Raw genomic sequence first — 13,143 nt, forward strand, 5'->3', positions numbered from 1 at the left:
CAGGAAAAGCAGGGATCCGGCTGGCACCGGCCGCCTGGGTGACAGTGTCGGGGTAAGCGTGATCGAGAGACGGGACAGCAATGACAACTCGGATCAACACTCCCTTCGGTTTCGCCTCGACCGCCGACGAGGTCCTCGCCGGTGTCGACCTGACCGGCAAGCGGGCCGTCATCACCGGAGGCGCCGCCGGCATCGGCGTCGAGACGGCCCGTTCGCTCGCCGCCGCCGGCGCCGAGGTGGTGCTCGGGGTACGCCGGGTCGCCGCCGGCGAGCAGGCCGCCGCCGACATCGCCGCCAGCATCGGTGCGGACCGGGTCAGCGCCCGCGAGCTGGACCTGGCCGACCAGGATTCGGTACGCCGGTTCGTCGCCGGCTGGGACCAGCCCCTGCACATCCTGGTCAACAACGCGGGGATCATGGCGCTGCCCGAGTTGGAGCGCACCGCCGAGGGCTGGGAGATGCAGTTCGCCACCAACTTCATGGGGCACTTCGCCCTGGCCGTGGGCCTGCACGACGCGCTCGCCGCGGCCGGTGGCGCCCGGGTGGTGTCGGTCAGCTCCAGCGGGAACCTCTTCTCCCCGGTGATCTTCGACGACCTGCACTTCGCGTTCCGGCCCTACGACCCGCTGCTCGCGTACGGGCAGTCCAAGAGCGCCGAAGCGTTGCTCGCGGTCGAGGCGACCCGCCGCTGGTCCGGTGAGGGCATCCACGCCAACGCGCTCAACCCGGGCGCGATCGCCACCGGGTTGCAGAAGCACACCGGCGGGCTGCGTACGCCCAAGGAACGGCAGAAGACCCCGCAGCAGGGTGCCGCCACCTCGGTGCTGCTCGCCGCGTCCCCGTTGCTGGACGGCGTGGGCGGTCGCTACTTCGAGGACTGCGCCGAGGCGGCGGTCGTCACCGAGCGCCCTGCCGACTACACCGGTGTGGCCGCGTACGCCGTCGACCCGGGTAACGCCGAACGGCTCTGGAATGTCGCGTCGGACCTGATCTCTCATCGCGTCGGCACCACCGGCCGCTGAGTACGACGCGCCGATGGATGACACGCCGCACCAGCAGCGGCCCGGTCGGCACGACGTCGTGGAGTTGCGGGTCCACGGCGTGTCGGGGGCGCGACCGGAGCAGGTCCTCGGTCGGGCGCACGTCCGGCAGGTCGCGGGTGACGACAGCGGTGGTTTCCACCGCGCCGCCGAATCGGAGGACGCCGAGCCCGACGGTGTGACGCTGGAGGCGTACCGGTGGGGTGACCTGCCCTCGGGCACCGTGGCCCGGACGCTCTCGCTGGTCTTCCTGTTGCCGTTCATGCTCAGCAACGTGGCGGTCTGGATGCGGCCGACCGACCGTCGCAGCGGCGCCGCGGTCACCGTGCTGTGCCGGCTCCTCGCCCTGAACCTCACGGTGCTGTACGTGGTGTCCATCGGCGGGGTGGCCCTCGATCTGCTCGCCTGGCGGTGTCTGGGCGCGGCCCGGTGCCGTGGTCCCTTCGACACCATGGCGGGCTTGGACGGACGGGAGGTCGGGCCGCGGTTGGCGGTGCTCGCTCTGCTGCCGATCGCCGCCGTCGCCTTCCTTCGGCTGCTGGGCACCCGTCGGCCCCGTCCGGCCGGCAACCCGTTGTGGGCCGTCGAGCCGATGGTGGGACGGCTGCGCGCGGTCCACGTCGCCGCCGCGCTCGCGGTGCTCAACCTGATGCTGCTCGTGGCCCGGACCGCTGGCGGTGCGACGGCCTCGACGACGGTGCTGCTGACGCTCAGCGCGGCGGTGCTGCCGGTCTGCGCCGTTCTGCTCGCCGTCCCCGGCCTCCTGGACCGGGCGGCGACCATGCGGATGGTCACCCGGACCGCCAGCACGGTGGGCGCGATGGCCGTTGCCCTGAGCGTGGCCACCCTGGTCGCCGTCGCCCTCGACGAGCGCCCCTGGCCGTCGTCGGACGGGCTGCCGGGCTACGACGAGCTCGCGAGCTGGGCCCTGCTCACGCAGATGACGCTGCTGGTGGCGCTGAGCGTGCTGGTGCTGGGGCACCACGGCCGGGGAGACCGCCGCAACGCGCTGCCGCAGGGGTTGGGCGCGGCGGTGGTCGCGGCCATCGCGGTCGGCCTCGGCAGCGCGTTCGCCGCCAACCTCGTCTACCAGGCCGGCAACCTGCTCGGCGGCTACCGCGGCGACGGTGGGCCGCCGCTGCCGTACCAGTGGACGCTGTTGGCCTTCTTCGTGCACGTCATCGCGGGCGTGGTGTTGTGCGGTGGGCTGACCCTCGTGTCGCGACGCCGCCGGTGGCGGGCGGCGGCGTCGATCACCGCCCGCGACTTCCCGGCGGTGGGGCCGGAGGGCGCCGAGCGGCTGCGACAGGTGACGAGGGCGGTGGCCCGCGCGCGGTTCGTCGAGTGGCTGGGACTCCTCGCGATCACGTACGCGGCCCTCTCGGTGATCGGTCTGGCCACGAGTCTGTTGAGGCTGACCGACCTGGCGCCGGACCAACTGGCGTGGCGTGTCCTCGGGCTGCCAGCCGGGGCCGTCGGCATGGGGCTCGCCCTGGGCAGTTATCTCGTCGCCGCGGTGCTGGTGGCCCTGATCCTCGGAGGCGTGTTCGCCTACCGCACGGCGTGGTTCCGCCGGCACGTCGGCATCCTGTGGGACCTGGGGACCTTCTGGCCCCGGGCCGCGCACCCGTTCGCACCGCCGAGCTACGCCGACCGTGCGGTGCCGGAGCTGGCCGACCGGATCACCCACCTGACGGAGCGGCACGACGGGGTGCTGCTCTGCGGGCACAGCCACGGGTCGGTGCTGCTCGCCCTCGCGGTGCTGCGGCTGCCCCCGCGGGTACGCCAGCGCGTCGTCCTGCTCACCTACGGGTCGCCGCTGGACCGCCTGTACGCCCGGCTCTTTCCGGCCTATCTCAACGAGACGGTGCTCCGCGCGGTGGGGGACCGGGTCGAGTGGCGGTGGCTCAACCTCTGGCGGGACACCGACCCCGTCGGTGGTTGGATTTTCGCCCCGCACCGGCCCGGCGATCCGCCTCCGGACCCCGCCGACCCGGCCGGCCGGGTCGACCGGCGGTTGCGGGACCCACAGGGCCTGCTGCCTCCTCCGGGGGAGCGCCGTCCGCCACCGGTGCGGGGGCACCATCCGGGCGAGTCCGATCCCGACTTCCGGGCGGCGATGAGCGAGCTCGCCCGACGCCTCCGTCATTGAGCCTTCCCAGCCGCGTGCCGGTCAACGGTCCTCTGTCGACCTGTCGGTCTCCGCCACCGTCGCTCGGACCTTTCGCAGTGTGGCATCGGGCGCACGGATCGCGGCCCGCCAGCGGTCCAGCGTCCGGTTGAGGATCCGGACCAGGAACTGCAACTGGTTGACCTGCTCGCGGAGCACGTTGAGCTCGGAGCGGGCGTTGAGCGCCTCACCCTCCAACTGGGTGATCCGGGTCTGCAACGGCTGCACCAGGGTGAGGGCGGCCTCGGTGAGGGTGTCGGCGGCATCGGCCTTGAACTTGCCCCGTTGCACCACCACGGTGGCGATCGCGGCCAGGCCGGTGCCGCCGCCGAGGATGCCGAGCACACTGAGCACCATCTGCACCCAGTGCGGTGCGGCCGGCGCCGGAGAAGTCATCACGTGACACCCGCCTGCAACTGTTCGTAGCTCACCAGCTCGCATGCCTGGGCCAGCCTTCGCAGGTCGACGGCGATCTGCGCCGCCCGCCAGAGCGACCCGATCGTCACCGCGACGACGAACGACGTCGCGACGATGGACTGCCGGCCCGACATGGCCACCACGGACACCGCGTACATGCCGGTGATCGTGCCGAGCACCAGCACGGACGCGAGTTCGATGCCCAGCCCGGTGGAGAGCCGGCCGGGCCACACGATGCCCAGCAGCCCGCCCACACCCACCGCGATGAGACCCAGCTCCCAGGCGACCTGGATGGGGACGGGCATGGCCGTCTGCACGGAGGTCGGCCGGACCTCGAGGGTCATCATCAGCACGCCACAGACGGGTGCCGCGGCCAGGACAGCGATCTCGTAGGGCTGGTGGCGGGATCGGATACGGAGGTTTCCCACGGCAACTCCTTGGTCGAGGACCGGCGTCCAGCAGCGGCCGGTGGGCCGGTGCCGTTCGGTGGGTCGCGACTGTGGAGCGGCGGTTCCGTGCGGCGTGGCCCGTTGGTGCGCTGCCTGTGGACGGTCGTTGAGCGAGAAAGCTGCGACTCGCCGTCGTTGGCTGCCGATATCTGCCTGTGTAGCACCGATGACCGGTTGTCGTCCACCAGGTGCAACGTCGTGTTACCGCAGGTCAGAGCCCATTCCGGGCCGGATTCGACCGTGTCGGGTCGCCCGGAGCGCGGCGACCCGACCACACCATCACCTCGGTGACGAAGAGTGTCGGATATCTTGCCGAGGGTGACAATGGTGCGATCGGGTCGCCGATCGGTCAGCGGGCGAGCAGCGCCCGCAGCGCCCGGACCACCTCGGCGGGTGCCTCCTCCGCCATGAAGTGCCCGCAGGTGACCGTCCGATGCTCCAGATCCGGAGCCCAGGCGCGCCACACCGCCGCCGCGTCGTAGCCCAGCGCGGCACCCCAGTCCTGCTGGAGCACGGTCACCGGCACCCGCAGTTGGTTGCCGGCCTCCCGGTCGGCGGTGTCGTGGGCGACGTCGACCCCGGCCGACGCCCGGTAGTCGGCGACGATCGAGGTGACCGCCTCCCGGGACGCGCGCAGGTACTCCGCCCGGACGTCCGCCGGCATCGCCTCCGGATCACGGGTCCAGACGTCCAGGAAATGGCCGAAGAAGGCGTCCGGGCTGCCGCCGATCAGCGCTTCCGGCAGACCGGGCGGCTGCGCCATCAGGTACAGGTGGAACGCGACGGCGGCGGAGGTGCCGTGCAGCACCTCCCACGTGTCGAGGGTGGGCACCACGTCGAGCAGCGCGAGATGGCTGATCACCTCCGGGTGGTCGAGACCGGCGCGGAACGCGACCAGGGCACCACGGTCGTGGCCGGCCAACGCGAACCGTTGGTGGCCGAGCGCGGCAGCCAGCGCCACGACGTCGGCGGCCATGGTGCGCTTGGCGTACCCGTCGCCGTCGGGGTCGAGGGGCTTGTCGCTGTCGCCGTAGCCCCGCAGGTCGGGGCAGATGACCGTGTGGTCGGCGGCCAGGTCGGCCGCGACGTGCCGCCACATGAGGTGGGTCTGTGGAAAGCCGTGCAGCAGCACGATCGCCGGCCCGGAGCCGCCCACGGCGACGTTGAGCGTCACACCGTCGGCGACTGTCACACGGCGGTAGTCGAATCCGTTGATCCTGGGGTTCACGGGAAACCTTCCTGGTGAGCGGTGCCGGCAGGGGCGGTGGCCCTCGCCGTCGTACCTGGTCGAGCCTGCGCGGTGGTGATCAGCGGGCGATCAGTGCCGAGTCAGTGCGGTCCGCCCGGCGCGCCTAGATTGATGCCATGACCAGGCAACCGGCGGCACCGGACGCGGTGACCTTCGGCGTCCTCGGGCCGGTGACCGCCGTGACCGCGCGTGGCCCGGCCCCGCTGCGCGGGCACCGGCAGCGCCTGGTGCTGGCGCGGCTGCTGATCGCCCACGGGCGGGTGGTGCCGGTGGAACGTCTCGTCGACGACCTGTGGGAGGTCGCAACCGACGGCGCGGTGGGCGCCATCCGCACCTTCGTCGCCGACCTGCGCCGGGCTCTGGAGCCCGACCGACCACCCCGGCAGCCGCCCCGGATCCTGGTCACCGAGCCACCCGGGTACGTGCTGCGGGCCGCCCCGGACGCGGTGGACGCCGGGCAGTTCGAGGCGGCCGTCGGCGAGGCGGGCCGGTTGCTGGCGGCGGGACGTCCCGCGCCGGCCCTGGCGACGCTCGACGGGGCAATGCGGCTCTGGCGCGGGCCCGCGTACGCGGACTGCGCCAACGAGCCCTGGGCGGTCGCCGAGATCAACCGGCTGGACGAGTTGCGGATGCTGGCCGTCGAGCGGCGGGCGGAGGTGCTGCTGGCCTTGGGTCGGCCCGACGAGGCCGCCGCCGACCTGCCGGCCCACCTGGCCAGCTATCCGCTGCGCGAGGATGCCTGGCGGTTGCTCGCGGTGGCCCGCTACCGCGCCGGGCGACAGGGCGACGCGCTGGCCGCGCTGCGCGAGGCGCGACACGCCCTGGTGACCGAGCTGGGCGTGGACCCCGGGCCCGAGCTGCGCCGGTTGGAAGCCGACATCCTTGCCCAGGCGCCGCACCTCACCCCGGCCCTCGACGACGAGGCCACCCCCAGCCCCGTGCGACCCGTCGAACCGGGTCCGGCGCGGCAGCGCCCGTTCGTCGGTCGGGACGCCGAGCTGGATCGCCTGCGGCAGGCCGCCGAGGCCGCGTGCCGCCGCCACGAACCCACCCTCGCGCTGCTCAGCGGCGACCCGGGGGCCGGCAAGACCGCGATGGCCGAGACCCTCACCGAGCGGCTCGCCGCCGAGGGCTGGACCACGGCATGGGGACGCAGCCCGGAGTACGAGGGCGCGCCGCCGGCCTGGCCGTGGACCCAGATCACCGACGCGCTCGCCGGACCGGCCGATGGCCTTGTTGCCGACGACGGCTCGGGTGACCCCGCCGGGACGCGCTTTCGCCGACACCGTGCGGTGGCGTCACTGGTCTCGGCGGTCGCCAACCGCGGGCCGGTGCTGCTGGTCCTCGACGACCTGCACCGCGCCGACGGCGACACCCTGGACCTGTTGACCGCCCTGCTCACCGGCCCGCAGCCGGCCACCGGGCCGGTCTTGATCCTCGGCACCTACCGGGCCACCGAGATCAGCCCCGAGCTGACCGCCGCCCTGGCCCGCGCCGCCGGGCTGGAGCCGACCCGGGAGTACCTCGCCGGCCTGCCCGTGTCGGCGACCGACGAGTTGGCCCGAGCCGTCGTCGGTGCGGCACTGGACCCGGCCACCGCCCGGCTGATCCACGATCGCAGCGGCGGCAACCCGTTCTTCGTCCGGGAACTGGCCCAGTTGTACGCGAGCGAGGGGGAGGCCGCGCTGGCCGCGGTGCCACCCGGGGTGCGCGACGTGATCCGGCACCGGTTGGCGCAGCTACCCACACCGACGCGTACGGTGCTGCGGCAGGCAGCCGTGCTCGGCCGGGACCTCGACCCGGAGGTGCTCGGTGCGCTGGCCGGTGACCCCACCGCCGTGCTGGACGCCGTCGACCGCGCCCTTCAGGCCGGCTTCCTCACCGAGCGGGAGCCCGACGGGCGGCTGCGCTTCACCCACATCCTGGTCCGCGACACGCTCTACGCCGACCTGTCCACGCCGCGCCGCGCCGCCTGGCACGCGGCCGTCGCGGAGGTGCTGCGACAACGGGAGCCCGTCGAGCCCGCCGCGCTCGCGCACCACCTGCTCCGTGCCGGCGGACCGGTCGCCGCCGGTCGCGCTGCGGCGTACGCCCGCACAGCCGCCGAGCAGGCCGAACGGGGCGGTAACCCGCACGAGGCCGCCCGCCTCTGGAGGCAGACGATCGAGGCGTACGACCGCGCTGGTGCGGGCGAGCAGCGCGAGCGGTTGACGGCGTTGCTCGGTCTGGGACGCGCGCTGGCCGTGACGGGTCGGCTGGCCGAGGCGCGGCGACGGCGTGCCGAGGCGATCACCGCCGCCGAGTCCGTCGGCGATCCGCTGCTGATCGAGGAGGTGCTGGCCGGTTTCGACGTGCCCGCCATCTGGACGCGCAACGACGACGACCTGCTCTCCGGGCACATCGTCCGCGCTGCCGAGCACGCCCTGACCGCTCTCGGCCCGACCGGTTCGGCTCGGCGCAGCCGGCTGCTGAGCACCCTCGCGCTGGAGCTGCGCGGCACCACCACCGACCTGGGCCGCCGTGCGGCGCACGAGGCCGAGACGATCGCCCGGACCGTCGGTGAGCCGGGGCTGCTGGCCTTCGCGCTCAACGCCCGCTTCATGCACTCCTTCGACCGCGTCGGCCTGGCCGCAGAACGGGCCCGGATCGGCACCGAACTGGTCGACCTGGCGGCCCGGCACCGGCTGGTGACCTTCGAGGTGCTCGGTCACCTCGTTCTGGTCCAGGCACACTGCGCGCTGGCCGACCGGCCCGCTGCCGATGCGCACGCCCGCGCCGCCGACCGCTTCGCCGAACGGTACGAACTGCCGCTGGTCGGCGTCTTCACCAGCTGGTACGCGGCACTGCGCCTGGCTCTGGACGGCGACCCGGCCGCGGCGGCGGACGCGTACCGGTTGGCTGCCGACCGGCTGAGCGCCGACGGCATGCCGGGCCTGACCCGCGGGTTGCTCCCGCTCGCCCTGCTCGGCCTGCGGCTCGCCGAGGCCGTCGGCGGTGACCGGCCGCACACCAGCCCGGACCAGCCGATCCCCGGACCCGGCGGCGCGGACTGGGCAGATGGGCCGGGCGGCGCCGGCTGGGCAGACAGGCCCGGCGGTGCCGGGTGGGCGGATCTGGACTGGGGGCCGCACGAGCCGTGGGTCCGGCCGTTGCTGCTGCTCGCCGACGGTGACCGGGACGCTGCCGAGGCGGCCCTGCGGACTCTTCCGGACGGTCCGCACGATCTGCTGCGGGAGGCGCGGCTCTGCCTCGTCGGCAGGGCGGCGCACGCCCTCGGAGACCGGGTCACGATGGAACGGGTCTACGTCGAGCTGCTCCCGGCGGCGGATGAACTGGCCGCCGGCAGTGGGGTGCTCACCGTCGGCCCGGTGGCCGGGCACCTCGCCGCCCTGGCCGACGCGCTGGGCCGCGACGAGGAAGCGGCCGCGCACCGCCGCGCCGCCCGCGCGGTCACCGCCCGGGCCCGCGCAGTCACCCCCGCGCCCTGACCGCCCGGGCCCACGCCGCCACCCCGGCGCCCTGACCGCCGCCCGCTGCCGGCGGCGACTTGCCGATTCGCGTCGGAACCCCGCGGCGGGTGCGGTCAGATGGAACCACCGGCGCGGCCACCGTCGGCCGTCGATCAAGGGGGTACGCCGTGGAGGTGCTCGTCCTGATCGTGGTGCTGGGCGCGACCGTCCTGATCGGCACCACCCTCGGCGGTCGCTACCGGGTCGCCCCGCCGGTCCTGCTCATCGCGTTCGGGGTGCTGCTCGGCCTGACGCCGCCGCTGTCCGAGGTGACCCTGGAACCCGACCTGGTGCTGCTGATCTTCCTGCCGGCGATCCTGTACCGGGAGAGCCTCACCATCAGCCTGCGTGAGATCCGGGCCAACCTGCCGGTGATCGGGCTGCTGGCCGTGGTCCTGGTGGTGCTCACCATGGTCACGGTGTCGTTGACCGCGCAGGCGTTCGGGGTGAACCCCGCCGCCGCATGGGTGCTCGGCGCGGTCCTCGCCCCGACCGACGCGGCGGCGGTCACCGGTCTCGCCAAACGGCTGCCCCGGAAGCTTCTCACCACCCTGCACGCGGAGAGCCTGATCAACGACGGCACCGCACTGGTGGTCTTCGCCGTGGCCGTGGGTCTGCTCAGCCAGAGCGCGGAGCCGGGCGTGCTGGGCATCGGCGAGGAGTTCGTCGGTGCCAGCGTCGGTGGGGTGGTCGCCGGTCTGCTGGTGGGGGCCGCCGTGGTGCTGATCCGCAAACGGCTCGACGATCCGCTGCGCGAGGGCGCGCTCAGCGTGCTGACACCGTTCGGCGCATTCCTGCTCGCCGACTCGGTGCACGCCAGCGGTGTGCTGGCGGTGGTGGTCGCCGGCCTGGTGCTGGCCTATGCCGGCCCCCGGGTGATCCGCGCCCGGTCCCGGGTGCTGGCGTACGCGTTCTGGGACCTGTCCACGTTCCTGATCAACGGCGGTCTGTTCGTCCTGCTCGGCACGCAGATTCCCCGCGCGGTCCGGGGCATCACCAGCACCTCGGCCCAGCGGGCTCTGCTGATCGTGGTGATGGTCACCCTGGTCGTCGTGGCCACCCGGCTGCTCTTCATCTACCTCACCGCCCAGTCGGCGCGGCTGCGGCGTCGCCGGATGGTGAACGAGGGCCAGGAGTCGTCGAGCTGGCGGGTGGGGACCGTCGCCGGCTGGGCCGGTTTCCGGGGCGCCGTGTCGCTCGCCGCGGCCCTGGCCGTCCCGACGATGACGGCCTCCGGTCGACCGGTGGTCGAACGAGACCTGATCATCTTCGTCACCGCGCTGGTGATCGTGCTGATCATGCTCATTCAGGGCACCACCCTGCCGCTGGTGGTGCGCTGGGCCCGGCTGACCGGCGACCCGGAACGCGTCGACGAGACCCGCAACGCCCGGCGGCGGGCCACGGAGGTGGGCCTGGCCGCTCTTCCCCGGGTCGCCGCCGAGATCGGCGCCCAGCAGGAGGCGGTGCAGAGGTTGGAAGCCGAGTACCAGCGGCATCTGGCGGACCTCAACGAGAGTGGCGGGAGCACGGCCGAGGAGCGCCGGCTGGAACGCAGGCTGCGCCTCGGGGTCCTCGCCCACAAGCGTCGGGAGGTCACCCGACTGCGGGACAACCGGGAGATCGACGATCTCGTGCTTCAGGAGCTCCAGGCCGCGCTGGACAACGAGGAGATCCGGCTGCTGGGCCGCGGACCCAACGAGTGAAGACCCGCGCCCCTACTCCCGGTCGGCTCAGAGCACCTGGGCGAGGAAGCGGCGCAGCCGAGGATGCTCGGCCCGCTCGAAGACCTGCCCGGGCGGACCGGCCTCCAGCACCACGCCCCGGTCCATGAAGGCCACGGTGTCGGCGACCTGCCGGGCGAAGCCCATCTCGTGGGTGACCACCACCATGGTCATGCCAGCGGCGGACAGGTCGGCCATCACCGCGAGGACGCCCTTGACCAGCTCCGGGTCGAGCGCGGAGGTGGCCTCGTCGAAGAGCATCACCTCGGGTCGAAGTGCCAGCGCCCGGGCGATCGCGACCCGCTGCTGCTGACCGCCGGAGAGCTGAGCTGGTCGGGAGTTGGCCTTGCCGGCCAACCCCACCAGCTCCAACTGGGCCCGTGCCACGGACTCCGCCTCGTCCTCGCCGAGCTTGCGGAGCCGGCGCAGCGCGAGGGTGACGTTGCGCAGCACGCTCATGTGCGGGAAGAGGTTGAACTGCTGGAACACCATGCCGACCCGCTGCCGCAGCGCGTCCGGGTCGTCGCCCAGCACGCTGCGTCCGTCCAGCAGCACGTCGCCACGGTCCGGCTCGATCAGCCGGTTGATGGTGCGCAGCAGTGTGGACTTGCCCGACCCGGACGGGCCGATCACGCAGGCCGTGGCTCCGCGCGGCACCGTGAGGTCGACGCCGCGCAGCACCCGGTTCGGCCCGAAGGCGAGGTGCACGTCGCGGACGTCGAGGCTGACCGAGGTGGTCGTGTCGGTGCTCATCTCCGGTCTCCTTCGGTCGGGGCGTACGCCGGGGTGGTGTCTTCGTCGTCCTCGTCTGTCGGCGCGACGGCCGGCCGACCGTTGCGCAGCCGTCGGTCGATCCAGTTGACGACGTGCGTCAGCGGGACGGTCAGCGCCAGGTAGAACAGCCCTGCCAGCAGTAGCGCCGACTCGTTGCCGGTGGTGGCCGCGTAGTCCTGCCCGATCCGGAACAGCTCCCGCTGGCTGGCCACCAGGCCGAGGAAGTAGACCAGGCTGGAGTCCTTGATCAGCGCGATGAGCTGGTTGACCCAGGCCGGCAGCACCCGCCGGATGCCCTGCGGGATGATCACCAGCCGCATCGAGTCGGACCAGGAGAAGCCGAGAGCACGTGCACCCTCCAACTGGGCGGCCTCCACCGACTGGATGCCGGAGCGGAAGATCTCCCCGATGTACGCGGCGGCGATGAGCGACAGCGCCAGGATCCCCAGCGGGTAGGGGTCCGGTCCCCAGACCTGCATGCCCAGCGGGGCCAGCCCGACGCCGATCAGCAGGATCGTGGCCGCGGCCGGCAGGCCACGGAACACGTCGGTGTAGACCCGCGCCGGCCAGCGCAGCCACCGGCTGCGGGAGATTCCGGCGACGGCCAGCAGCAGGCCCAGCACCGAGCCGAGCAGGGCGGCGGAGACCGCCAGGATCAGTGTGTTGGGCAGCCCGACGGTCAGCATCTCGGGCAGCGCCTCGCCCATCGCGTCCCAGTCGAAGAAGGTTTCCCACAGGGTGCTCAACGGATCCATCGGTTGCCTCTCCTACCGCCCTGCTCGCTCGTCACCGGTTCAGGACGCGGACGACGCGGACGCCGACGGCGCAACGGACCCGGACGCCGACGGCGCGACGGACGCGGACGGTGCCGCCACGGTGCCGCTGCCCGGCGTGAAGTCCGCCGGGATCGGCCGGCCCGGGTAGTACTGCGCCTGCAACCGGCTCCAGGTGCCGTCCGCGATGACCTCGTCGAGGCCCTTGTTCAGCGCCTCGCGCAGCTTGTCGCTGCCCTTGGCGACGGCGTACGCGGTCGGCGTCGGGCTGAGCTGCTTGGCCGCCACGGTGATCTTGCCGTTGCTGTCGGCGGCCGACTTCTCGCCGATCTCGGCCGGGGCGATCCACGCGTCGGCGGTGCCGGCCTTGAGCTGGTTGAGCGCGCCGTTGTAGTCCGGCACCCGCACCGGGTCGAGCTGCTTGCCGGTGGTGTAGTCGTCCTGGACGGTGCCCTGCACCACCACGACCCGCTTGCCGGCGAGCTGGTCGAAGCCGGTGATCGGGGAGCCGGCCGGGACGTCCAGACCGAAGTAGCCGAAGTCGTAGCCGTTGCCGAAGTCGACGGTCTTCTTCCGCGCCTCGGTGATGGTGATCGAGGAGCTGCCGACGTCGAACTTGCGGTTGTTGACCTGGGAGAGCAACGCGGAGAAGTCGGTGCCGACGAACTCCACGGTGAGGCCGAGCTTGCCGGCCACGGCGGTCAACAGGTCGTTGTCGAAGCCGGTGAACTTCCCGTCCTTGAGGAAGACGTTCGGCGGGGCGTCGGTCAGGGTGCCGGCCCGCAGCACGCCCGGCTGGGCCAGGCCGTACGGGTTGGCGGTGACGTCGGACGAGCTGTCGTCGCCGCAGGCGGTGAGCGCGGTGGCGGCCAGGATGGTGGCCGCGCCGAGGGCGGCGGCACGGGTCAGGGCAGGAAGAAGTCGCACGGGTGTCTCCGAGAGGTCGTGTCTCGGCACGCACGGGTGTGCGTCGCCGACGGTGCGCCCGATGGGCGTACCGGTGAGGGAGAGGGTTCGGGAGAAGTGCTGCGCTAGTGCGTG

At 73.0% G+C, this 13,143-nt stretch carries 10 protein-coding genes; 4 read left to right on the forward strand and 6 right to left on the reverse strand.

The window, feature by feature from the left end; all coding sequences use genetic code 11:
* Window positions 1-80 precede the first annotated feature (80 nt).
* Together AC3CF1_RS29330 and AC3CF1_RS29335 are read left to right on the forward strand one after the other, a co-directional pair.
* Complete coding sequence (locus AC3CF1_RS29330; protein WP_488451730.1) at window positions 81-1,022, forward strand: SDR family NAD(P)-dependent oxidoreductase; 942 nt, start codon at window positions 81-83, stop codon at window positions 1,020-1,022.
* Between the two features lie 13 nt (window positions 1,023-1,035).
* Window positions 1,036-3,192, forward strand: a complete 2,157-nt coding sequence (locus AC3CF1_RS29335; RefSeq protein ID WP_488451731.1) for a hypothetical protein — start codon at window positions 1,036-1,038, stop codon at window positions 3,190-3,192.
* Between the two features lie 21 nt (window positions 3,193-3,213).
* Here the strand turns inward: AC3CF1_RS29335 and AC3CF1_RS29340 are convergent, their stop codons facing one another.
* The 3 genes from AC3CF1_RS29340 to AC3CF1_RS29350 all read right to left on the reverse strand — a co-directional run bounded on the left by AC3CF1_RS29340 (window position 3,214) and on the right by AC3CF1_RS29350 (window position 5,304).
* Window positions 3,214-3,606, reverse strand: a complete 393-nt coding sequence (locus AC3CF1_RS29340) for a hypothetical protein (protein WP_327650356.1) — start codon at window positions 3,604-3,606, stop codon at window positions 3,214-3,216.
* Window positions 3,606-4,055, reverse strand: coding sequence for a hypothetical protein (locus tag AC3CF1_RS29345; protein WP_141908629.1), 450 nt, complete (start codon window positions 4,053-4,055; stop codon window positions 3,606-3,608). Before AC3CF1_RS29345 ends, AC3CF1_RS29340 begins: the two co-directional genes overlap by 1 nt.
* 370 nt (window positions 4,056-4,425) lie before the next feature.
* Window positions 4,426-5,304: an alpha/beta fold hydrolase gene (locus AC3CF1_RS29350; RefSeq protein WP_354980442.1), complete on the reverse strand. Its 879-nt coding sequence runs from the start codon at window positions 5,302-5,304 to the stop codon at window positions 4,426-4,428.
* Window positions 5,305-5,441: 137 nt separating this feature from the next.
* Here AC3CF1_RS29350 and AC3CF1_RS29355 point away from each other — a divergent pair, with 137 nt between their 5' ends.
* Together AC3CF1_RS29355 and AC3CF1_RS29360 are read left to right on the forward strand one after the other, a co-directional pair.
* Window positions 5,442-8,813 carry an ATP-binding protein gene (locus tag AC3CF1_RS29355; RefSeq protein WP_488451732.1) on the forward strand — a complete coding sequence of 1,124 codons (3,372 nt, stop codon included), beginning with the start codon at window positions 5,442-5,444 and terminating at the stop codon, window positions 8,811-8,813.
* Window positions 8,814-8,962: 149 nt separating this feature from the next.
* On the forward strand, window positions 8,963-10,537 hold the full coding sequence (locus tag AC3CF1_RS29360; protein WP_488451733.1) for a Na+/H+ antiporter: 1,575 nt from the start codon (window positions 8,963-8,965) through the stop codon (window positions 10,535-10,537).
* Window positions 10,538-10,564: 27 nt separating this feature from the next.
* On the opposite strand, the gene AC3CF1_RS29365 is transcribed toward AC3CF1_RS29360, so the two are convergent.
* Genes AC3CF1_RS29365 through AC3CF1_RS29375 form a run of 3 tightly spaced genes read right to left on the reverse strand, consistent with a single transcriptional unit; the run spans window position 10,565 to window position 13,029 of the window.
* Window positions 10,565-11,308, reverse strand: a complete 744-nt coding sequence (locus AC3CF1_RS29365) for an amino acid ABC transporter ATP-binding protein (protein ID WP_179783018.1) — start codon at window positions 11,306-11,308, stop codon at window positions 10,565-10,567.
* On the reverse strand, window positions 11,305-12,084 hold the full coding sequence (locus tag AC3CF1_RS29370) for an amino acid ABC transporter permease (RefSeq protein WP_488451734.1): 780 nt from the start codon (window positions 12,082-12,084) through the stop codon (window positions 11,305-11,307). Before AC3CF1_RS29370 ends, AC3CF1_RS29365 begins: the two co-directional genes overlap by 4 nt.
* Before the next feature lie 39 nt (window positions 12,085-12,123).
* The gene (locus AC3CF1_RS29375) at window positions 12,124-13,029 is read right to left on the reverse strand and encodes an ABC transporter substrate-binding protein (RefSeq protein WP_488451735.1); all 906 of its coding nucleotides are present in this window, start codon (window positions 13,027-13,029) and stop codon (window positions 12,124-12,126) included.
* Between the last annotated feature and the right edge of the window lie 114 nt (window positions 13,030-13,143).

It is taken from the genome of Micromonospora sp. MGP-C2, assembly GCF_057766525.1.

Coding starts and splice junctions, on each gene's coding strand:
- AC3CF1_RS29355 (WP_488451732.1), top strand. CDS start 5,442: ATGACCAGGCAACCGGCGGCACCGGACGCGGTGACCTTCGGCGTCCTC.
- AC3CF1_RS29365 (WP_179783018.1), bottom strand. CDS start 11,308: ATGAGCACCGACACGACCACCTCGGTCAGCCTCGACGTCCGCGACGTG.
- AC3CF1_RS29370 (WP_488451734.1), bottom strand. CDS start 12,084: ATGGATCCGTTGAGCACCCTGTGGGAAACCTTCTTCGACTGGGACGCG.
- AC3CF1_RS29330 (WP_488451730.1), top strand. CDS start 81: ATGACAACTCGGATCAACACTCCCTTCGGTTTCGCCTCGACCGCCGAC.
- AC3CF1_RS29335 (WP_488451731.1), top strand. CDS start 1,036: ATGGATGACACGCCGCACCAGCAGCGGCCCGGTCGGCACGACGTCGTG.
- AC3CF1_RS29340 (WP_327650356.1), bottom strand. CDS start 3,606: ATGACTTCTCCGGCGCCGGCCGCACCGCACTGGGTGCAGATGGTGCTC.